Raw genomic sequence first — 21,594 nt, 5'->3', positions numbered from 1 at the left:
AGCAGCCTGACTTATGCCATAGCGATCGCCAAACGCGTTATGTGAAAAGGTATTTGGCTTAAGTTGAATGGATTGGCGGATAAATTTGACTTATCTCCCTTGTTTTATTTAAGAAAAATCTTAAATAAAGTAAAATAATCTTTCCTCCTTAACGCGGATTTTTCCTACCGTTAACGACGACTGATTAAATTTAATAACGCATCAATTCCGCCCGTTATTCTCGGCATTGAAAATGTAAAAAAGTGCCCATCTTGATTTTCAGAAAATCTGCGCTACGCCCCTGCTAAACGCCGATTTCAGCGATAAAAAAAGGGATGAGCACGCTCATCCCCTTCACCATTCCCACTCCGGCTAACGGATCGTTTCGCTCAGCCATTGCCGCAACTCGGCTAATTCGGCCGCCTGTTGAGGATACTCCGCCATCAGTCGGTCACAGCAGGCGGCGACGGGCTCACTGCGGTACGCGCAGCCCACCAGCATGTCCGCCAACCGCTGCAGCGGAGCGGGATTCAGGCTATCGGTGAACACCTGCGCGCGAACAATCGCCCCCTTCTCCACATCGAAGAACAAGTCTACGCCGCCCCAGACGAAACGCTCGTTAAGCAAGTGGCTGAACGCCGGCGCCTTGCCAAAATTCCATTCCCAACTGCTCTGTTTGGTGAACTGCGCGGCAAAATCGGGCAGATCGGGGAACACGTCCGGCGAAATAATCTCCGGCTCGACCGTCTCGCCATAGTGGGCGAAGAAGGCCTGTACGATGGCGTCGCATACCTGCGCATGGCTGATGCCCGGCAAAAACTCCGCCAGATTGGCGACGCGCGAACGCACCGAGGTAATTCCCTTGGCCTGCAGCTTTTTGGGATCCGGATTGAGATAGTCCGCCAACCGTTCCAGATCGGCATTCAGCAGCAGCGTACCGTGATGGAAACCGCGATCCTGCGTTTCTCGATAGGCCGAGCCGGATATTTTGCGCGGCCCGTCGGCGGTTTCCATCACCAGATCGTTACGCCCCGACGCGCTGGCCGCCACGCCCAGCTCCCGCAGCGCTTGCAGAATGATGTCGGTCGAGACGCTCTTGTCGTAGCCCGGCTTGCCGGCCATAAAGGTGAAGCAGGTATTGCCCAGGTCGTGAAATACCGCCCCGCCGCCGCTGCTGCGCCGCGCCAGCCGAATGCCATCCTGCTCCATGCGCCGGGTATTGCACTCTTTCCAGGGGTTCTGCGACTGACCAATCACCACCGTTTCGGCATTGCGCCACAGGAAGAGAATTTTTTGCGTGGTCATTTCGCGGAAGATGCACTCTTCCACTGCCAGGTTGAACCAGGGATCGTAGGAGTCGGAGATCAGTAAACGCAGGCTGTTCATGGCAGGCACCGTTCAAAACACGAGATGCCGCCATGATACACCAAATCAACGGGTTAAGGTTAAATGCGTCGCGCCTGCCAGTACACACGCTTCCAATAGACGTTATCGAGCGAGGAGCGGATCACCCCGCGGCTGGTCGAAGCGTGGATAAACTGGTCATTGGTATCGTAAATGCCGACATGCAGGCCGTTCTCACCGCCGCCGGTTTTGAAAAACACCAGATCGCCCGGCATCAACTCATCGCGTGAGACCTTGGTACCCAGTGAGGTCTGTTCTTCGGTCGAACGCGGCAGTTGCATGTCGAAGCGATCGCGGAACGTGCGGTAAACAAAGCCGGAGCAATCTACGCCGCCGCGATCCAGGCCGCCGTAACGGTATGGCGTACCGTACCACTGGCGCAGTTGTTCATTGAGTTGGGCCACCACCACGATAGAATCCGCCAGGCGGCCGCTGGGCGGCGGCGCATGGCTGCTGCAACCGGCGAGGATCAAACTGGCTAATAAAAACCACACACGCATCCGCATAATATCCCTTCATTGAACACGTTGCCGCATTATGCCATCCGGTACACCACCACACCGCCTGCGAGGCAAAGCCGGCACCACGTAAGGAGAGCGCTATTTGGCGTTAATTTATCTCCCGCACGGGGAAAAAGGCAAGCGCCATGAGGGAGATAATAGCAGGATCGCCGGTTTAGCCCCTATTCCGGCGATTTTGTCTCGGATTTGCTGTTAATCAGCCCGACGCCGAACAGAATAAACAGCGTGCCCAACGTTTTCAGCAGTGTAGCGGACTCGTTAAACCACGGCAGGATCACCGCCGCCAGGTAGACCAGCGCGTAGCTAACGCTCAACAGAGGATAAGCACGATTTAACGGCAGATGGCGCAGCGCGAAAAACCAACACAGCATCGACAGCGCATAGCCGAAGATGCCGCCGCCCACCGCCAGCAGCGGTACCCAGTAATTGCCGATCAACGCCAACGAGACATCGGCGAACGACATCAGCGGGATCTGCACCATGCCCCACTTCATCAGCAACTGCGCCAGCGTCACCAGCAGTACGCTGGCGGCGCCCCAGGCATAGCCCTTCATGAATGCACGCTCATCAGCAGGATCCCCAGCATAATCGACGCCACGCCGCACCAGTGGCGAGCGCTCGTCGGCTCATGAAACAGCCAGCGCGCCGCCAGCGTCACCATCACGAAGTTAAGGCTGAGCATCGGGTAAGCCAGGCTGAGCGGCAGACGCTGCAGCACATTGAGCCACACCGCCATGCCCAGCCCCAGCAGCAGCACCGCCAGCGCCAGCCAGCGCAGCGTCTGTTTCAGCCGCGCCTCGCCCGCCCGTTCCCAACAGTGCGCCGCCTGTTTCTGGCACAGCTGCCCACCACAGGTGAGCAGACTGACCACTATCACCAACAGAAAACCGATCATGGTTGCTGTTTATACCACATCAGCACCAGGCGGTTCATGCGATCCACCTTGTCTGCGGCAGGCAGTTCCTGCGGCAGCGCTTCGCCACGTGACAGTTGCAGCACCAACGATACGTTCCCCTGCTTACGCGCCTGCGCCAGCCACTGCGGGAAATCGGCATCGCTGATCAGGTGGCCTTTGGCGTCCGGATACTCCAGACCATAGGCCACCTCGCCTTTCTGGCTGTACATCAGCACGTCGCTGCGCTTCAGCTCCCAGGCCAGGCCGGCCGCCAGCCCAACGCTGTCGCTTAGCACGTAACGACTGTCGCCCAGCTCGGCCATCGTGGCGCGGGCGAAGTTTTGCGGCAGTTTGGAATCGGTCACCTGTTGCGGAATGGCGTAACCGATCACCAGGCACAGCAGCACCGGGCAAGCCGCCGCCCAGCGCCATTGGCGGCCGTTATCGCGTGCGGAAACCAGTGCGAACAGCAGCCAACCACCGAAGGCGATCAGGCCGAGCACCACTTTCGGCCACTCTTGGGGAGTAAACAGATGCGCTTTCGGCAGCAGACCGGAGCTCAACACCACCAGCGCCACGATGCCAATCAGCCCGAACAGGCCGTTCAACCAGGCATTGGCCTTGAACAGCTTGGCGCGCAGCGTGGCGGTATAGTCTTCCGCATAGGCGGTCATCAGCAGCGCCAGCGGCGCCATGCACGGCAGAATGTAGGTCGGCAGCTTGCCTTTGGCGATGCTGAAGAAGATCAACGGCATCATCGCCCAACTCAGCAGGAAGAACAGCTCCGGGCGCTGCACGCGCTCGCGCCAACCTTTGAGCAGCGCGCCGGGCAGCAGCGCCAGCCAAGGCAGCACCGCCGCCAGCAGAACCGGCAGGTAATACCAGAACGGCGCCTTGTGTTGAGCATTATCTTCGGCGAAACGCTGAATATGCTCGACCCAGAAGAAATAATTCCAGAAGTCGGGTTCGCGTTGCGCGATCGCCAGCGCCCACGGCAGGCTGAGCAGCGTCGCGGTCACGATCGCCACCGGGCCATAGCACAGCAGATCCTTGATGCGGCGTTGCTGGATAACGATCGGGATCACCGCGATCACCGGCACCGCCAGTGCCAGGAAGCCCTTGGTCATAAAGCCCATGCCGCAGGCCAAGCCCAGCAGTGCGTAAGCGCCCAGTTTTCCCTTGACCGAGGAGGCCTTCAGCGTCAGGTAATAACTGACCATCGCCGCCGCCAGCCACAGCGAGATCATCGGATCCAGCACGCTGTAGGTGCCGATGCTGAACACCAGCACCATCGACAGGAACATCAGCGCCGCCAGGCTGGCGCGGCGCGCATTGCGCCACATCAGCATCGCCAGCGCGAACACCAGCAGCGCGGTCATGCCGGTGCTGAACACCGAGCCGAAACGCACCGCAAAGTTGTTTTCGCCAAACAGCCACTGGCTGATGTTATTGAACCAGTAACCCGCTACCGGCTTTTCGAAATAACGCAGCCCCAGCAGGTGCGGCACCACCCAATCGCCGCGCTGCAGCATTTCACGACTGATCTCGGCATAACGCGTCTCATCCGGCTGCCACAGCAGGCGGCCGTTAAGCGGGATCAGGTAAACCAGAGCAAAAAAAACGGCCAGCAGAATGGCCCAGGATCCTTTTAGCGCCTTCATGTAACGTCCTTCACATCGGTTTGACAGCCCAGCCAACCTTCGCGGCCGGGGAAAGGAGCACGCTTGATGCGGCCCAACGGCAGTGACGCCAAATCTTGTGGTAACAGCGCGCTAAGCGGACAGAATTCGATACCCTGCTGCCGTGCGCGTTGCAATAACTGTTCGAACATCGCCGCTTGCGACATGCCTTCCACTTCGGTGTGAATGGTGTACACCGGCACGCCGCGATCGTTCTCGATGGCGCGCAGAATGTAGTCGTTGAAGTCGGCCATGCTGACTTCGCTGCCGATCACTTCGTCGAAGGTCGGCAACGTCACCGGGATCTGCACCGTGCCGTGGCGCCCGTCGCTCAGCACCGGACGGAACGGATGGGTGCCGCGGCAATCGCTGTTGTAATGAAAGCCGAAGCGCTGCTTGACCTCCAGCACGCGCGTATCGGCACGCCAGCCCGCCACGGCGGAGCATTTCACCGGCTGGCCGGTGCAGGCGCTCAGGGCGTCGACGCCCCGCTGCACCTGTTCGGTCAGCTGCGCTTCGCTCCACTTGCCAACCTTGGCCTGCCACCCTTGGTGATCCCAGGCGTGCAGCCCGACTTCATGGCCGGCTTCGGCGGTGCGCTTCATCAGCGGCCCCAGCGCGCGTGAAATGTTGCGCCCCGGCCAGGCGGTACCGGCCAGCAGAATATCCAGCCCATACAGCGAGGCGGCGTTCGAACGCAGCATTTTCCACAGAAATTTCGGACGCAAAAGGCGCCAAAGATGGCGCCCCATGTTGTCCGGTCCCACGCTGAAGAAGAAGCTGGCCTGAATGTCGTACTTGTCGAACAGGTCCAGCAACTGCGGCACCCCTTCACGGGTGCCGCTGAAGGTATCTACATCAACCCGCAGACCGACTTTCTTCATGCACCGTTCCCTTCCTGAACGGTAGTGCGCAAGAAGTAGTCCAGCGTATCGGCGACGGTTTGCTTCATCTCGATGGTTGGCTGCCAGCCCAGCAGGCGGTGAGCGTTCTTGATGCTCGGCGTGCGGTGCTCGACGTCCTGGTAACCTTTACCGTAGTAGCTGCTGCTCTCCACGTCCTTGAAGCCGGCAAACGGCGGGAAGCGGTCGCGCAGCGGGTGGTTGTTGAAGCTTTCCAGCAGCATTTCCGCCAGCTCGCGGATGCTCGCTTCGTTGGTCGGGTTGCCGATGTTGACGATCTGGCCGTCGCACAGGCCATCACGGTTCTCAATGATGCGGAACAGCGCTTCGATGCCGTCGTTGATGTCGGTGAAGCAACGTTTCTGTGCGCCGCCGTCCATCAGTTTGATCGGCGAACCTTCCACCAGGTTGAGGATCAGCTGGGTGATGGCGCGGGAAGACCCGATGCGCGCGGCGTCCAGGTTATCCAGACGCGGCCCCATCCAGTTGAACGGACGGAACAGCGTGAACTTCAGGCCTTCTTTGGCGCCGTAAGCCCAGATCACCCGATCCAGCAGCTGTTTGGAGACCGAGTAGATCCAGCGTTGTTTATTGATTGGCCCGACGATCAGACGCGAATGGTCTTCATCGAACTCTTTGTCGTCGCACATGCCGTACACTTCGGAGGTGGACGGGAAGATGATGCGTTTGTTGTATTTCACGCAGTCGCGAACGATCTTCAGGTTCTCTTCGAAGTCCAGCTCGAACACGCGCAGCGGGTTACGGGTGTATTCGATCGGCGTCGCAATCGCCACCAGCGGCAGCACCACGTCGCATTTCTTGATGTGATACTCGATCCACTCGGAGTGGATGCTGATGTCGCCTTCCACGAAGTGGAAGCGAGGGTTGTCGAGGAAGCGGCTGATGGCGTCAGAGCCGATATCCAGGCCGTAGATGTCGTAGCGATCGTCACGCAGCAGGCGTTCGGTCAGGTGGTTACCGATGAAGCCGTTAACCCCGAGGATCAGCACGCGAGTACGGCGTTTCATTACGGCATTCGGCTTGGCGGCCAGGCGCACGTCGGTGACGATGCCCATTTCTTGCGCCAGGCGGCTGCCCTGCACGTACAGACCGCTGTCGTTCTGGCCGGCGACGATCTCCAGCGCGCCTTCGCCACAGGCGATGACCAGCGGCGAGGTGCTCAGCACGGTGCCCGGTTGTTTATCATGTTGGGTATCCAGCACGCGGGAGCGCCAGACGATCAGCTTGCGCTGGCCGAGGTAGCTGAATGCGCCCGGGTACGGTTCGGTGACGGCGCGTACCAGGTTGTTGATCTCTTTGGCGGACTTGTGCCACAGGATCTCGCCGTCCGCTGCGGTGCGGCGGCCGAAGTAGCTGGCCTGAGACTCATCCTGCTTGGTGAAGGTGGCGGTGCCGTTCTTCAGCTTCGGCAGCTGCTCTTGCAACACGACCTGCGCGGCTTCCAGCACTTTTTTGTGCAGCGTCAGCGCGGTGTCGTTGTCTGCGATGGTCACTTTCTGCTGACCGACGATGTCGCCGGCATCCGGGCGTTTCACCATCTTGTGCAGCGTGGCGCCGGTTTCGGTTTCGCCATTCACCAGCGCCCAGTTCACCGGGGCGCGGCCACGGTAGTGCGGCAGCAACGAACCGTGCAGGTTGAAACCGCCCTGCGGCGCCAGCGACAAGATCTCGTCGCTCAGCATGTGGCGGTAGTAGAACGAGAAGATCACGTCCGGCTGCAGTGCGCGGATGCGGTCAACCCATAGCGGGTGATTTACGTCTTCCGGCGCATAGACTGGCAGATCCAATTCGGCGCCCAAACGGGCCACGGAGGAGAAGAAATTGTTCTCACCAGGGTCGTCGGTGTGCGTGAATACGGCCTGCACGTCATAACCCGCCTCAGTCAGCGCTTTCAGACCTGCGCAGCCAATATCGTGGTAAGCAAATACAATAGCTTTCATCATTCTTCTTCCTGAGTATTGTGGTCCTGCTGTGCACCGACCACTTTCTGAACAAAATAGCGAGGACGCGCACGCACGTCGGTATAGATGCGGCCGATGTATTCACCCAGTAGCCCCATGCCAACAAACTGGGCGCCGATAAAGGTGAACAGCACGGCGAAGAGGGTGAACACGCCGCCGGCGGCCCATTCAGGGCCGAGCAGCAGACGCAGCGCAATCAGCACCAGCGCCAGCACAAACCCGGACAGCGCCACGATGCTGCCGACCACGCTGAGCAAACGCAGCGGCGTAGTGGTCAGGCAGGTGATCAGGTCGTACATCAGGTTGATCAGCTTCATCAGGCTGTACTTGGAATCGCCAAACTCGCGCTCGGCGTGACGCACGTCGATCTCGGTCGTGCGACGGGCGAAGGTGTTCGCCAGAATCGGGATAAAGGTGCTGCGCTCGTGGCAGTGCAGCATCGCCTCAACGATATGACGACGGTAGGCACGCAGCATGCAGCCATAGTCCCCCATCGACTTGCCGGTGGCGCGTTGAATCATCATATTGATCACGCGCGAGGCGCTTTTGCGGAACCAGGAGTCTTGACGGTTGGCGCGCACGGTGCCCACCACGTCATAGCCCTCTTCCGCCACGCTGACCAGACGAGGGATCTCCTCCGGCGGGTTCTGCAGATCGGCGTCCAGCGTAATCACCAAATCGCCGGTCACCTGATTGAAACCGGCCATAATGGCCGAGTGCTGGCCATAGTTGCGGTTCAGCAAGACAGCGACCACGTTGCTGTCCGGCTTTTCCGCCGCCGCAGTCAGCATGTCGGCGGAATTGTCGCTGCTGCCATCGTCGACGAGGATGATTTCATAGGGTTGAGATAACTGCTTACAGGCGGCAGTAGTGCGTTCCAGCAACGCCGGCAGGCTTTCCTGCTCGTTGTATACCGGGATGACTATCGACACTTTTTTAATCGGTTCAACGCGAGACACGTAAAGACTCCACAACAGAAGACAAGGCATTGACCACGCGATCCACGTCGGCGTCGGTCATATCAGGGAATAGCGGTAAGGTGCACAGCCGCGCCGAGTTCCACTCGGTATTCGGCAAAGAAAGCTGCGGATAGCGCTCACGGTAGAATTTCTGGGTGTGCGCGGCACGGAAATGCAGCCCGGTGCCGATGCCAACCTCTTTCAGGCGCTCCATCAGTTGGTCGCGATCGAGGCCGCAGCGCTCGGGATCGACGCGCACCATAAACAGGTGCCAGGCGTGGTCATGCGGATAATCCGGCACGCCCAACGGTTGGAACGGCGAGCCTTCCAGCGCGCTCAGGTAGCGCTGCGCCAGCGCCTTGCGACGCGCGTTCAGCTCGGCGAAGCGCGAAAGTTGCACCACGGCGATCGCCGCGTGAATGTCGGACAGATTGTATTTGTACCCCGGTTCCACCACTTCGGCCTGCGGTTTGCGGCCAAGCTGCTGGCGATCGAAGGCATCGACGGCCAGACCGTGGAACTTCAGGCAACGCAGACGATCCGCCAGCGCATCGTCGTCGGTGGCGATCAGGCCGCCTTCGGCGCAGGTCACGTTTTTGATCGCATGGAAAGAGAAAATCGCCGTGCCGCGCGCGCCGACCCATTCGCCGTTGTAGCGCGTGCCGACCGCGTGGGCGGCGTCTTCGATCAGCGGCAGACCATGGCGTTCGGCCACGGCGCGCAGCGCATCCATCTGCAGGGGGGCACCGGCGTAATGCACCGGAACAATCGCTTTGGTATTCGGGGTGATGGCAGCCTCGACGTCGGCGGCGCTGACCATCAACGTATCGCGGTCAACATCGATCATCACCGGCGTGGCGCCCAGCAGCTCGATCATGTTGAGGGTGGAGACCCAGGTTTGCGAAGGGGTGATGACTTCGTCGCCAGGGCCGACGCCAAGCGCCATCAACGTGATGTGCATGCCCGCCGTGGCGGAACTGACGGCGATCGCATGTTTACAGCCGAAGGTGGAACAGAAGTCGCTTTCCAGCTGCTGGTTTTGCGGCCCGGTGGTGATCCAACCGGAACGCAACACTTTCTCTACCGCGGCGATTTCTTCATCGCCGATGGCCGGACGAGAGAAAGGCAAAAATTGATCCATAGTTAACCCCAAACGTATCGAACTGCTTTTGATGACACTGTAAATCCCTTTCGTTTAACGGATATTAAACGCCAGAGAAGAATCGTTTCCGTGGATTAACTGCCAATGTAAGGCCGCAAGCTTAACTAAACCTTAAGACGAGACTTGTCATCAGTGGGTCAACTGATTGGTGGGTGTCGCCATCATCTATTTAAAATTATTATGAAAATCAATTTCTTATATTTATTAATAATTATTTACGTATTTTATTTTTGCCGAATCAAGCGTAGCACGTCATCGACGTTTTTCAAGAAAATCGATAAGAAAGTGAGAGGCAGCCCAATATTAACCGATGATTACCCGGCTATTTATATTCACTGCGTTTAGTTTTCGTTTACATTTATGCCGCCGGGGCGAGTTAAGCCGTACGGGTCATGATCCAACGCTGGTCCCCCACCCATTGCAGATGGAAATCCACTTCATAGATCTGCGACAACAGCCCGGGCGCCATCACCTCACGGGTGATGCCCTGCGCGACCAACTGCCCAGCGTGCAACAACCAAACCCGATCGGCCTGCTGTAAGGTATGATTCAAATCGTGCGCGCACACCAGCGCGCTGCGCCCGCTTTGGCAGAACTCACGCAGCAGGCGATCCAACGCGACTTTCTGCGCCACGTCCAGACTGTTGGTCGGCTCATCCAGCAACAACAGCCGGCTGTGCGGATTGACGCTGGGCCACACCTGCAGCAATACCGCCGCCAGTCGCACCCGTTGCCATTCGCCACCGGAGAGCTGCGTCAGCATGCGTGACAGCTTATCCACCAGCTTCAGCCGCTGGCACAGATAGAGAATGGCTTGCTCCACCTCGGTTTGCACCGCGCCGGCAGGCCGGTGCAACGCCAAATACTGAAACACCGGCATGAGCGACACCGGCGGCTGTTGCTGGCTGAGATAACCGCGTCGGTGCGCCAGCTCGTCGCCCGAATAACAGGACAGCGCGCGTCCGTCCAGGCAGACTTCGCCCTGCCCCGGCAGCATGCCCGCCGCCCGGGCCAGCAAGGTGCTCTTCCCTGCGCCATTTGGGCCGATCAGGTGAACCTGCAATCCGCCGTCAATCTGTGCCGTAAAAGGCGCCAGGCGCCCCGCCACCCCAACCTCAACGAGTTGCAGCATCCGTATTATCCCGCCAGCGCTTGTTTCACCGCCGCCACCAGCGCCGGATCCTCTGGCGTGGTGTCAGGCGAGAAGCGCTGGATCACCGTGCCGTCGCGTGCGATAAGGAATTTCTCGAAGTTCCACAGAATATCGCCGGTGTGCTTCGGCGCACGCCCTTTGCTGGTCATCCGCGCCAGGAACTCGCTGCCTTCCGGGGCGACAGCTTCCGGCTGGGCGGCAATCAACGCCTGATACAGCGGATGACGGCCTTCGCCGTTCACCTCAATCTTGGCGAACATCGGGAATTGCACGCCGAAGGTTCCGCGGCAAAACGCCAGGATCTCTTCGTTGCTGCCCGGCTCCTGACCCAGAAATTCATTGGACGGGAACCCCAGAACTTCCAGCCCCCGATCGCGATAGGTTTCGTACAGCGCTTCCAGCCCTTCGTACTGCTTGGTCAGGCCGCACTCCGAGGCTACGTTGACCACCAGCAGCACCTTGTCCTGATAGCTCCCCAGCGTGGTGGCCTGATTCTCGATAGTCTGTAACGGCAGATTGTAGATTGGCTTACTCATCGGTTGTCATCCTTTGGTTTTTTAATGGCAGGTGAATAAAGAAAACTACCTTACGCCCTTTGTCCGGGTCAGTAACCAGATAAATAGCGGCGCCCCCAGCGTGGCGGTCACCACGCCGATCGGCAGCTCGGCCGCCAGCAGCGCAACGCGGGCCACCACATCGGCCACCAACAACACGCCGGCCCCCGCCAGCGCGCAGGCCGGCAACAGATAGCGTTGGTCAGTCAGGCCCGTGAGCCGCAAAATATGCGGGATCACCAGGCCGACGAAGCCGATCACCCCGGCCAGCGCCACGCTGACACCGACCAGCCAGCCGATCGCCAGCACCAGCAGATTGCGCCACAGATGCAGCGACAGCCCGAGCTGTCGCGCCTGCACCTCGCCCAGCGCCATCAGATTGAGCACCCGCCCCTGGCCACACAGCCACAGCAACACCGGCAGCAGCGCCAGCACCAGCCACTTTTGGCGCCAGTCTACGCCGCCGAAGCCGCCCATCATCCAGTACATCAGCTGCCGCAGATCGAGACTGGTACTGAAATAAACGGCCCAGGTCATCAGCGCGCTACACACGATGCCCAGCGCCACGCCGACCAGCAACAACCGCGCATTGGTCAAGCGTCGCCGGCGAGCAAAGCCCAACAGCAAGAAAGTCATCGCCAGCGCACCGACTATCGCGGCGGCGCTCATCAGCGCCACCGGCAACAAACCGTGCCCCAACAACACCGTCAGCACCAGCGCGACACCGGCGCCGTTAGCGACGCCCAGCAGACCGGGCTCCGCCAGCGGGTTTTCAAACAGCGCCTGCATCACCGCGCCCGCCACCGCCAGGGCAGCGCCGACCAGCATCACCGCCAGCGCGCGCGGCAAGCGCAGTTGCCAAACGAACAGTTGCGCCCGTTCGCTGAACCATTCTGACGGCCATATCCATTGGTCGCCGGCGCAAAGGCTGAACAGTAAAGCCACCGCCACGCCCAGCGCCAACAGACTGACCTGGCGTTTATCGCAGTAACGTTGATGTTGCAACAGTAAGGTGAAGGTACGGCTGGTTGGCATGGCGCGGCGATTCCCTGCCGGCCGCTGTCGTGGCCGGATAATTGACGTCTGAGTCGAATATTAGGGGGTTAACGCCGCAAGGGGAAGCCTTGCGTAGGCGATGGCGCAGGAAAGCAGCGGCTGGCCCTGCCCGTCATCGCAACGATGATGGCAAAACCAGCCGCCGATAAACTCAGGGATTAACGATGCGGGCCGGCGTTGCCCGGTGGATAAGGCTGACCGCGGCCGTCATCACGGCGGTCATGGTCACCACGATCGTCATGACGGCGGTCGTGGTCGCGATTATCGCGATCGCCGTGGAACGGATTGCCGCTGCGTGCCGGCTGGCGATGTTCATAGCCACGCGGCGGCGAAGGTTGCCAGCGTCCGCCGTCCCAGTACAGACCGCGCGCATTGCGCTCCCCCAGACCTCGGCCCTGGTGTGCATGCCACCACTGCGGTGGGCGCCAGTCGTAGCCATCCCAGTAGTAGCCGCGGCGGTCCTGATCCCCCAGGTGCAGAGAAACGCCCGGCACGTTGATATCGACGGACACATCGGCCTGCGCCGCCAGCGGCAGCGACAGCGGGATACACACCAGCAACAGGATTTTTTTCATTTTACCTTCTCACTCTATTTTTCTTGCTGCAGTGGTTATATCAGCGCATTTATTTAACGACTATCTCATCGATGCCTATTTTCAGATCGTTTTCGACGGCCTTACACAATCCCTACACTGTTTGCCGCCGCCTTTAATTATCATAGCCACTGACAAGGCTTAATGAATTGCTGACATCGCTTAAGCGACGCGACAATTATAATTAACCGGATTCCCATCGGAGGATAATAAAATGATTAAACGTATAGGTAGGTTGTTAGCCGTTGTAGCCTTGGCCTCAAGCCTCAGCGCCTGCTGCTGGGGCCCTCACTGGGGCGGCGGCCACCGCGGCGATGGCCCTGGCCATTATTACGGCCGTTACTGAGGAGAGAAAATAGATTCACTCATCAACAATAATAAGATATAAGAATATTCCGCAACTGAGGTTAAATTAATCCCCCATACCGACTTAACGAACAAATTTAATAGTCGCCTTGAGAATTAGGAATAAACTGAATTTTGTCCCAGAAAAGAAAAAGGCCGCGCAAGCGGCCTTTTTTGATGTCACGTCACTCACCCTTTCGGGCTGGCGTTTTCTACCCGGCTTTTCAGCTTCTGCCCCGGACGGAAGGTCACCACGCGGCGCGCCGTAATCGGAATGTCTTCGCCGGTCTTCGGGTTACGCCCCGGACGTTGGTTCTTGTCACGCAGATCAAAGTTGCCAAAACCCGACAGTTTTACCTGTTCGCCATTCTCAAGGGCCCGACGGACCTCTTCAAAGAACAGTTCCACCAGGTCTTTGGCGTCCCGTTTGCTAAGCCCAAGCTTCTCAAACAGGTGTTCTGACATTTCAGCTTTAGTAAGCGCCATAGGTTCAATCCCTCAAGGATGCTTGGAATCGCTGTTTTAGAGCCTCTACGCATTTTGCAACGGTAGCGGCTATCTCCTCTTCTTCCAGTGTACGAGCGGTATCCTGCAATACCAGACTGATAGCCAGGCTCTTGTCACCTTCTGCCACGCCCTTGCCACGGTACACGTCAAACAAGTTTACGCCAACTACCTGATTTGCGCCAACTTTCTTACACTCGGCCAAAATATCTTCTGCGGGGACGTTTTCAGCCACCACAACAGCGATATCACGGCGGTTTGCCGGGAAGCGCGAAATCTCCCGCGCCTGAGGCACGGCGCGGCTCGCAAGCTTGTTCCACTCCAGTTCAAACACCACGGTGCGGCCGTTAAGATCCAGTTTACGTTCAAGTTCCGGGTGAACCACACCGATGAAACCAACGCGTTCGCCGTGCAAATAAATCGCCGCACTTTGCCCTGGATGCAGGGCCGGATTGGCTTCCGCCCGGAACTGAATTTCGGATAATTTACCGGTCAGCTCGAGGACAGACTCCAGATCCCCTTTTAAATCATAGAAGTCGACGGGCTTGCGCGCCAGATCCCAATGTTCATCGTGCGTATGGCCGGCGATCACGCCTGCCAGCATGACGTCCTGACGGATACCCAGATTTGCCGCACTATCAGGCACAAAGCGCAGGCCGCTTTCGAACAGGCGCAGACGCGTCTGCTGGCGGTTCTGGTTGTACACTACCGCGGACAGCAGGCCGGTCCACAGCGACAGGCGCATGGCCGACATTTCGACCGAAATCGGGCTCGGCAGGATCAGCGCTTCTTCATTCGGATGCAGCAACGCCTGCACTTTCGGATCGACGAAGCTATAGGTGATCGCTTCCTGATAACCGTGATCGACCAGCATGGTCTTCACGCGCTTGAGCGTCAGATCGGCTTCGCGATGCTGGGTCATCACCAGATCGGCACGCACCGGCACATCCGGGATGTTGTCGTAGCCGTAAACACGCGCCACTTCTTCCACCAGATCCTCTTCGATCTCCATATCGAAACGCCAGCTCGGCGCGATCGCTTGCCAGCTGTCGCCCTGCTCGGTCACCTGACAACCCAGGCGGCGCAGAATGTCGCTGACCTGCTCGCTCGGCACCACGTGGCCGATCAGGCGATCCAACTTCTCGCGGCGCAGCGTGATGGTGGCGCGCTTTGGCAATTCGTTTTCATCGGTCACGTCAATAATCGGACCGGCCTGGCCGCCGCAGATGTCGAGCAGCAGGCGCGTGGCGCGCTCCATCGCTTTGTACTGCAGCGCCGGATCGACGCCGCGCTCATAGCGATGAGAAGCATCGGTGTGCAGGCCGTGACGGCGTGCACGGCCGGTGATCGACAGCGGGCTGAAGAAAGCGCACTCCAGCAGCACGTCCTGGGTTTCCCCGTTGACGCCGGAATGCTCGCCGCCGAAGATGCCGCCCATCGCCAACGCTTTTTGATGATCGGCGATCACTAAGGTGTCGGCGTTCAGTTTGGCTTCGTTACCGTCCAGCAGCGTCAAGGTTTCCCCTTCTTCCGCCATGCGCACCACGATGCCGCCGTCGATGCGGCTCAGATCGAAGGCGTGCATCGGCTGGCCAAGTTCCAACAGCACATAGTTGGTGACGTCGACGACGGCATCGATAGAACGGATACCGCAACGACGCAGTTTTTCACGCATCCACAGCGGGCTTGGCGCCTTGACGTCGATGCCTTTCACTACGCGGCCCAGATAACGCGGGCACGCCTGCGGCGCGTCAACGCGGATCGGCAGCGTGGCGTCGATAGTGGCAGCCACCGGGCTCATATCCGGCTCGGTCAGCGCAACCTGGTTCAGTACGCCCACGTCACGCGCAACGCCGATGATGCCCAGGCAGTCGGCGCGGTTCGGCGTGACGCTGATCTCGATGGTGTTGTCGTTCAGTTTCAGATAGTCGCGGATGTCGGTGCCGATCGGCGCATCCAGCGGCAGCTCAATGATGCCGTCATGATCGTCGGAAATGCCCAGCTCGGAGAATGAGCACAGCATGCCTTCCGAAGGCTCGCCGCGCAGCTTGGCGGCCTTGATTTTGAAGTCGCCCGGCAGCACCGCGCCCACGGTGGCGACCGCCACTTTCAGGCCGGTGCGGCAGTTCGGCGCGCCGCAGACGATGTCGAGCAAGCGATCGCCGCCTACGTTAACCTTGGTGACGCGCAGTTTGTCGGCGTTCGGGTGTTGGCCGCACTCGACCACTTCGCCCACCACAACGCCGTTAAACGCGCCGGCAACCGGGTCCACGCCGTCCACTTCCAGACCGGCCATGGTGATTTGATCGGATAATGCTTCGCTGCTGATGGCCGGGTTTACCCACTCGCGCAACCAGAGTTCACTGAATTTCATGTGATATTCCCGCCTTACTTAAACTGTTTGAGGAAACGCAGATCGTTTTCGAAGAATGCGCGCAGGTCGGTGACGCCGTAACGCAGCATCGTCAGGCGCTCCATGCCCATACCGAAGGCGAAGCCGGAGTAAACTTCCGGATCGATGCCCACGTTGCGCAGCACGTTCGGATGCACCATGCCGCAGCCCAGCACTTCCAGCCATTTGCCGTTCTTGCCCATCACGTCCACTTCAGCGGACGGTTCGGTGAACGGGAAGTAGGACGGACGGAAACGAACCTGCAGGTCTTCTTCAAAGAAGTTATTCAGGAAATCGTGCAGCGTGCCCTTCAGGTTGGTGAAGCTGATGTCTTTATCGACGATCAGCCCTTCCATCTGGTGGAACATCGGGGTGTGGGTCTGATCGTAGTCATTACGATAAACGCGGCCCGGCGCAATGATGCGGATCGGCGGCTGCTGGTTCTTCATGGTGCGGATCTGCACGCCGGAGGTCTGAGTGCGCAGCAGGCGCGTGGCGTCGAACCAGAAGGTATCGTGGTCGGCGCGCGCCGGGTGATGCCCTGGAATATTCAGCGCGTCGAAGTTATGGTAATCGTCTTCAATCTCCGGGCCGGTAGCGACGGAGAAGCCCAGCTCGCCGAAGAAGGTTTCGATACGGTCGATGGTGCGGGTCACCGGGTGCAGGCCGCCGTTTTCCATACGACGGCCCGGCAGGGAGACGTCGATGGTTTCAGCCGCCAGGCGCGCGTTCAGCGCGGCGCTTTCCAGCGCGTTCTTGCGCGCGTTCAGGGCGTCTTGCACCTCTTGCTTGGCCTGGTTGATCACCGCGCCGGCCGCCGGGCGGTCTTCCGCCGGTACGTCGCGCAGAGACTGCATCTGCAAGGTGAAATGACCTTTCTTGCCAAAATATTCGACGCGTACCAAATCTAACGCGGCAACATCCTGGGCATCTTCTACGGCTGCCTTGGCACTGGCAACCAGCTCTGCGAGATGTGGCATTGCTTTCCTCTTCCTCTGGCCGGGATGGCCCTAAGTAATTGTTATCTATTATTCGAACACGCCTTTGAGCAATCTTCAAAGACTTTTCAATGCGTTGTCGGCCGGATGGCTCACCTGCGCGGCACAGGGCCGGCTGAGTACCCGCCGTTCTCACCGCAACGCTTTGCAAGGCGAGCCGATGGCCAAAAACAAAAAAGCCTCCACGAGGGAGGCTTAGGCGCTACTTTTCGTTTCTTTTCTTACGCGCAAAGCCTCCTGAAATCAGGCGCTAAAGTAAAAAAAGAAACGAAAAATAGCTGCGTGCATGATTGCGGTACCTTGTCGATGATTGACCACCAGTGATATAGCGGCGGGCAATGAAAGTCAATATTTGTCGCTGAAAACAAAGATTAAAAGAGGGAGCAAGCTCCCTCTTCTACTGACTTACGCCAGAGCTGCTTTCGCTTTCTCAACCAGTGCGCCGAAGGCCACTTTGTCGAAGACTGCGATGTCAGCCAGGATCTTACGGTCAATTTCGATCGACGCTTTTTTCAAGCCGTTGATGAACTTGCTGTAAGACAGACCGTTCTGACGAGCAGCTGCGTTGATACGTGCAATCCACAGCTGACGGAACTGACGCTTACGTTGACGACGGTCACGGTAAGCATACTGGCCTGCTTTGATTACTGCCTGGAAGGCAACACGATATACGCGCGAACGGGCACCGTAGTAACCTTTCGCCTGCTTCATAATTTTCTTGTGACGTGCGCGTGCAATTACACCACGTTTTACGCGAGCCATATGCTCTCTCCTAAAGTCTTATTCTAAATTCAAAAAAAATGGCTTATGCGTACGGCAGGCACGCGGTAACCAGGACCAGATCGTTTTTAGACACCATGCCTTTCGGACGCAGGTGACGTTTACGCTTGGTTGCTTTTTTGGTCAGAATATGACGCAGGTTGGCATGTTTACGCTTAAAACCACCGCTGCCGGTTTTTTTGAAGCGCTTGGCTGCACCACGTACAGTTTTAATCTTTGGCATTTTAATTAAATCCACTTCGCATTGTTAAACAACGAATCAGTTGGGCGAATAAAACCCACACAGCGCAAGCGCCGCGCGGGTTCCATTACTTGTAAGCCTTACTGTTTCTTCTTAGGAGCGAGCACCATAATCATCTGGCGGCCTTCGATCTTCGTAGGGAAGGATTCGACCACTGCCAGATCCATATCTTCACACAGGTCTTTACGGACGCGGTTAAGCACTTCCATACCGATCTGCTGGTGCGCCATCTCACGCCCACGGAAACGCAGGGTGATTTTGGCTTTATCGCCATCTTCCAGAAAGCGAATCAGGTTGCGTAGTTTGACCTGATAGTCGCCATCATCGGTGCCAGGACGGAATTTGATTTCCTTAACCTGGATAACTTTTTGCTTCTTCTTCTGTTCTTTCGTCGACTTGCTCTTCTCGTAGAGGAATTTGCCGTAATCCATGATTCGGCAAACTGGCGGTTCGGCATTTGGGCTGATTTCTACTAAATCAACGCCCGCTTCCTCAGCTTTTTCAAGAGCTTCATTCAGACTGACAATACCAATCTGCTCGCCATCGACGCCGGTTAGGCGAACTTCTTGCGCGCGAATTTCTCTGTTAATGCGATTAGGACGCGCCGGTTGAACTCGTTTTCCGCCTTTAATACTTTATTCCTCCAGTTGATGAAGACTACGGCTGCGAATCTCTTTCAGCAGCTTGTCTACGACTTCGTTTACGTCCAGGCTTCCCAAGTCTTTGCCACGGCGGGTACGAACGGCAACTTTGCCTGCTTCGACCTCTTTGTCACCGCACACCAACATGTAAGGGACTCGACGTAAAGTATGTTCGCGAATTTTAAAGCCAATCTTCTCATTTCTCAAGTCCGCTTTCACGCGAATACCTGCATCCTGCAGTTTTTTGGTCAATTGCTGGACGTAATCAGACTGGCTATCGGTGATATTCATCACCACCACCTGCACCGGAGCGATCCAGGTCGGGTAGAACCCGGCATATTCTTCGGTAAGGATACCGATGAAGCGTTCCATGGAGCCCAAAATGGCGCGGTGAATCATTACCGGCACGACGCGATCGTTGTTTTCGCCAACGTACGATGCGCCCAAACGGCCCGGCAAGAAGAAATCGAGCTGCACGGTACCACATTGCCATGCGCGATCCAAACAATCATGCAGGGTAAATTCAATTTTCGGTCCGTAGAAGGCGCCCTCACCCGGCTGATATTCAAACGGAATGCCGTTCTCGGTCAGCGCGGCGGCCAGGTCTTCTTCCGCACGGGTCCACATGTCGTCGGTGCCGATGCGTTTTTCCGGACGCGTGGACAGCTTGACGGCAATCTTGTCGAAGCCGAAAGTGCCGTACACGTCATACACCATGCGGATACATTCGTTCACTTCGGCGCGCACCTGCTCTTCGGTACAGAAGATGTGGGCGTCATCCTGCGTGAAGCCGCGCACGCGCATCAGGCCGTGCAGGGAACCCGAAGGCTCGTTGCGGTGGCAGCTGCCGAATTCACCCATGCGCAGCGGCAAATCACGGTACGACTTCAGGCCCTGGTTGAAGATCTGCACGTGACCCGGGCAGTTCATCGGCTTGATGCAGTATTCGCGGTTTTCCGACGCGGTGGTGAACATGGCGTCTTTGTAGTTTTCCCAGTGGCCGGTTTTTTCCCACAGCACGCGGTCCATCATGAACGGACCTTTCACTTCCTGGTACTGATACTCTTTGAGCTTCATGCGCACGAAGGCTTCCAGCTCGCGGAAGATAGTCCAACCGTCGTTGTGCCAGAACACCATACCCGGCGCTTCTTCCTGCATGTGATACAGGTCGAGCTGTTTGCCGATCTTGCGGTGATCGCGCTTGGCCGCTTCTTCCAGACGCTGCAGGTAGGCGTTCAGCTGCTTCTTGTCTGCCCAGGCGGTACCGTAGATACGCTGCAGCATTTTGTTTTTGCTGTCGCCGCGCCAGTAAGCGCCGGAGGTTTTCTGCAGTTTGAAATGGTGGCAGAAACGCATGTTCGGCACGTGCGGGCCGCGGCACATGTCGACGTATTCTTCGTGGTGATACAGGCCCGGACGATCGTCATGGCTGATGTTCTCATCCAGGATCGCCACTTTATAGATTTCGCCGCGCTCAGCGAAGGTGTCACGGGCTTCTTGCCAGCTGACCTTCTTCTTGATGACGTCGTAATCCTTATCGGCCAACTCGTGCATCCGCTTTTCCAGCAGATCCAGGTCTTCCTGCGTCAGGGTGCGGTCGATGTCCACGTCATAATAAAAACCGTTGTCGATCACCGGACCGATCGCCATTTTGGTATCCGGCCACAGCTGCTTGATCGCATGACCCAGCAGGTGCGCGCAGGAGTGGCGCATGATTTCCAGACCGTCTTCATCTTTGATGGTGATGATGGCCAGCTGCGCATCCGATTCGATCAGATCGCCGGCGTCAACCAGCTCGCCGTTGACGCGGCCGGCGATACAGGCTTTCGCCAGGCCAGGGCCGATATCGCGCGCGACATCCATCGGGGAAACGGGGTGGTCGAAATGACGCTGACTTCCGTCAGGAAGGGTAATAACAGGCATTAATAATTCCTTATCTACAGTGGTGACCCACACGACAGATCACATGCAGTACGAAAATTGGATTTTGGGTTTGGTCAGCCAGGTTTCAGATCTCGCCCACAATTGCCAGATTGAAACCTCACTGGGTATACAGAATGGAACGCATACCTTCTCAGCCGCATTCGGCTAAGCGAATAGTATCACTAAAATTGTTCCGGATAAATAAAGTGCCACCGCCCTCACACTTTCGCCTCATTCGATGCCAAAACGCCTTTCAGATAGCTGAGGGTAGCCAACAGACACAGGCCGTAGCCCAACAGTTCGCACCCCTCTTCCACCATGTTTTTCACCACTCGGTTGTAGCCGTCCAGCATCAGCGTTTGCCACAGCGCGCTCATGCCGAACAGGCGTGAAAAAACCAGAATGCACAGCAGGCCGGCGCACATCATGCCGTAGCCGGGATGCGTCACGAAATAGGCCAGACCGCGCACCGTGGCCGCAATATGCCGTGCCGCATGCCACAGGCAGGCCAAGGCGACCGCCAGTGCGAACCACACCCAGGCGCCATGCCACAACGCATCGAACGCGAAGTCCATCTCGCGGATCAGCATGCAGAGAAAGAAGCCGCCAACCAGCAGCCAGGCGGAACGCCGTTCAGCCTGTCGCCGGGCCGCGGCGAAAAAACCGCCGGAGATGGCGAGCAGCAACAGTTCCTGTGCCGCTTCGGTCAGCGAGGTTTCATGAACGAAGTTATGCAGCCAGTGCACATCGATAAACACCAGGCCGACCAATGCCGCCATGAAGGCGGCGGAAAGCGCGAATGCGCCGATTTTCCCCAGTAAAAGATGCAGTTCTTGTTTCATAATCACACTCATTATTATTTACAGCGCATCTATGGTATCCACCTGTTCTCAGGGATCGTGGCAATTGGTGCCTAATGCCCTGAGCCACG

At 58.0% G+C, this 21,594-nt stretch carries 22 protein-coding genes and 1 other annotated feature; all 22 genes read right to left on the bottom strand.

Going from position 1 to position 21,594, the window contains the following annotated elements:
• Positions 1-351 precede the first annotated feature (351 nt).
• The 22 genes from ACSJLU_RS10755 to ACSJLU_RS10650 all read right to left on the bottom strand — a co-directional run bounded on the left by ACSJLU_RS10755 (position 352) and on the right by ACSJLU_RS10650 (position 21,505).
• Positions 352-1,365: a lipoate--protein ligase A gene (locus tag ACSJLU_RS10755; protein WP_167324269.1), complete on the bottom strand. Its 1,014-nt coding sequence runs from the start codon at positions 1,363-1,365 to the stop codon at positions 352-354.
• A gap of 59 nt (positions 1,366-1,424) precedes the next feature.
• Positions 1,425-1,889: an NlpC/P60 family protein gene (locus tag ACSJLU_RS10750; protein ID WP_016927954.1), complete on the bottom strand. Its 465-nt coding sequence runs from the start codon at positions 1,887-1,889 to the stop codon at positions 1,425-1,427.
• Between the two features lie 176 nt (positions 1,890-2,065).
• On the bottom strand, positions 2,066-2,458 hold the full coding sequence (arnF, locus tag ACSJLU_RS10745; RefSeq protein WP_127146147.1) for a 4-amino-4-deoxy-L-arabinose-phosphoundecaprenol flippase subunit ArnF: 393 nt from the start codon (positions 2,456-2,458) through the stop codon (positions 2,066-2,068).
• Positions 2,455-2,799, bottom strand: coding sequence for a 4-amino-4-deoxy-L-arabinose-phosphoundecaprenol flippase subunit ArnE (arnE, locus tag ACSJLU_RS10740; RefSeq protein ID WP_060432951.1), 345 nt, complete (start codon positions 2,797-2,799; stop codon positions 2,455-2,457). Before arnE ends, arnF begins: the two co-directional genes overlap by 4 nt.
• Complete coding sequence (gene arnT / locus ACSJLU_RS10735; RefSeq protein ID WP_127146148.1) at positions 2,796-4,460, bottom strand: lipid IV(A) 4-amino-4-deoxy-L-arabinosyltransferase; 1,665 nt, start codon at positions 4,458-4,460, stop codon at positions 2,796-2,798. Before arnT ends, arnE begins: the two co-directional genes overlap by 4 nt.
• The gene (gene arnD / locus ACSJLU_RS10730) at positions 4,457-5,362 is read right to left on the bottom strand and encodes a 4-deoxy-4-formamido-L-arabinose-phosphoundecaprenol deformylase (RefSeq protein WP_025302626.1); all 906 of its coding nucleotides are present in this window, start codon (positions 5,360-5,362) and stop codon (positions 4,457-4,459) included. The genes arnT and arnD overlap by 4 nt, the downstream gene beginning before the upstream one ends.
• Positions 5,359-7,341 (bottom strand): bifunctional UDP-4-amino-4-deoxy-L-arabinose formyltransferase/UDP-glucuronic acid oxidase ArnA, encoded by a 1,983-nt coding sequence (arnA, locus tag ACSJLU_RS10725; protein WP_049210229.1) that lies wholly within the window; start codon positions 7,339-7,341, stop codon positions 5,359-5,361. Before arnA ends, arnD begins: the two co-directional genes overlap by 4 nt.
• Entirely contained in the window at positions 7,341-8,321 is a 981-nt protein-coding gene (gene arnC, locus ACSJLU_RS10720) for an undecaprenyl-phosphate 4-deoxy-4-formamido-L-arabinose transferase (RefSeq protein ID WP_025302624.1), read from the bottom strand. Before arnC ends, arnA begins: the two co-directional genes overlap by 1 nt.
• On the bottom strand, positions 8,308-9,462 hold the full coding sequence (gene arnB, locus ACSJLU_RS10715) for a UDP-4-amino-4-deoxy-L-arabinose aminotransferase (RefSeq protein ID WP_025302623.1): 1,155 nt from the start codon (positions 9,460-9,462) through the stop codon (positions 8,308-8,310). Before arnB ends, arnC begins: the two co-directional genes overlap by 14 nt.
• 397 nt (positions 9,463-9,859) lie before the next feature.
• A complete protein-coding gene (gene btuD / locus ACSJLU_RS10710) occupies positions 9,860-10,615 on the bottom strand; it encodes a vitamin B12 ABC transporter ATP-binding protein BtuD (RefSeq protein WP_167324268.1) in 756 nt (251 codons plus the stop codon).
• Positions 10,616-10,620: 5 nt separating this feature from the next.
• On the bottom strand, positions 10,621-11,172 hold the full coding sequence (locus ACSJLU_RS10705) for a glutathione peroxidase (protein ID WP_025302621.1): 552 nt from the start codon (positions 11,170-11,172) through the stop codon (positions 10,621-10,623).
• Positions 11,173-11,217: 45 nt separating this feature from the next.
• Positions 11,218-12,225, bottom strand: coding sequence for a vitamin B12 ABC transporter permease BtuC (btuC, locus tag ACSJLU_RS10700; protein ID WP_025302620.1), 1,008 nt, complete (start codon positions 12,223-12,225; stop codon positions 11,218-11,220).
• Between the two features lie 179 nt (positions 12,226-12,404).
• A complete protein-coding gene (locus ACSJLU_RS10695) occupies positions 12,405-12,821 on the bottom strand; it encodes a DUF2502 domain-containing protein (RefSeq protein WP_167324267.1) in 417 nt (138 codons plus the stop codon).
• Between the two features lie 552 nt (positions 12,822-13,373).
• Complete coding sequence (gene ihfA / locus ACSJLU_RS10690; RefSeq protein WP_004931414.1) at positions 13,374-13,670, bottom strand: integration host factor subunit alpha; 297 nt, start codon at positions 13,668-13,670, stop codon at positions 13,374-13,376.
• A gap of 4 nt (positions 13,671-13,674) precedes the next feature.
• The gene (pheT, locus tag ACSJLU_RS10685) at positions 13,675-16,062 is read right to left on the bottom strand and encodes a phenylalanine--tRNA ligase subunit beta (RefSeq protein WP_049205172.1); all 2,388 of its coding nucleotides are present in this window, start codon (positions 16,060-16,062) and stop codon (positions 13,675-13,677) included.
• Positions 16,063-16,076: 14 nt separating this feature from the next.
• The gene (gene pheS, locus ACSJLU_RS10680; protein ID WP_043143373.1) at positions 16,077-17,060 is read right to left on the bottom strand and encodes a phenylalanine--tRNA ligase subunit alpha; all 984 of its coding nucleotides are present in this window, start codon (positions 17,058-17,060) and stop codon (positions 16,077-16,079) included.
• A 187-nt stretch (positions 17,061-17,247) separates the two neighbouring features.
• Positions 17,248-17,370, bottom strand: a sequence feature (Phe leader region).
• Entirely contained in the window at positions 17,322-17,366 is a 45-nt protein-coding gene (gene pheM, locus ACSJLU_RS10675; RefSeq protein ID WP_121626058.1) for a pheST operon leader peptide PheM, read from the bottom strand. It overlaps the preceding feature by 45 nt.
• A gap of 113 nt (positions 17,371-17,483) precedes the next feature.
• Positions 17,484-17,840 carry a 50S ribosomal protein L20 gene (rplT, locus tag ACSJLU_RS10670; protein ID WP_004931417.1) on the bottom strand — a complete coding sequence of 119 codons (357 nt, stop codon included), beginning with the start codon at positions 17,838-17,840 and terminating at the stop codon, positions 17,484-17,486.
• Between the two features lie 43 nt (positions 17,841-17,883).
• Positions 17,884-18,081 (bottom strand): 50S ribosomal protein L35, encoded by a 198-nt coding sequence (gene rpmI / locus ACSJLU_RS10665; protein ID WP_004931418.1) that lies wholly within the window; start codon positions 18,079-18,081, stop codon positions 17,884-17,886.
• 98 nt (positions 18,082-18,179) lie between these two features.
• Positions 18,180-18,731: a translation initiation factor IF-3 gene (gene infC / locus ACSJLU_RS10660; RefSeq protein WP_048233542.1), complete on the bottom strand. Its 552-nt coding sequence runs from the start codon at positions 18,729-18,731 to the stop codon at positions 18,180-18,182.
• Between the two features lie 3 nt (positions 18,732-18,734).
• Positions 18,735-20,663: a threonine--tRNA ligase gene (thrS, locus tag ACSJLU_RS10655; RefSeq protein WP_025159696.1), complete on the bottom strand. Its 1,929-nt coding sequence runs from the start codon at positions 20,661-20,663 to the stop codon at positions 18,735-18,737.
• A gap of 218 nt (positions 20,664-20,881) precedes the next feature.
• The gene (locus ACSJLU_RS10650; RefSeq protein WP_025302616.1) at positions 20,882-21,505 is read right to left on the bottom strand and encodes a hypothetical protein; all 624 of its coding nucleotides are present in this window, start codon (positions 21,503-21,505) and stop codon (positions 20,882-20,884) included.
• Between the last annotated feature and the right edge of the window lie 89 nt (positions 21,506-21,594).

It is taken from the genome of Serratia bockelmannii, from assembly GCF_051803255.1.
Classification (GTDB): Bacteria; Pseudomonadota; Gammaproteobacteria; order Enterobacterales; family Enterobacteriaceae; genus Serratia; species Serratia bockelmannii.
The sequence above is the reverse complement of the archived record's forward strand: the minus strand, read 5'-3'. Positions and strand labels throughout refer to the sequence as shown.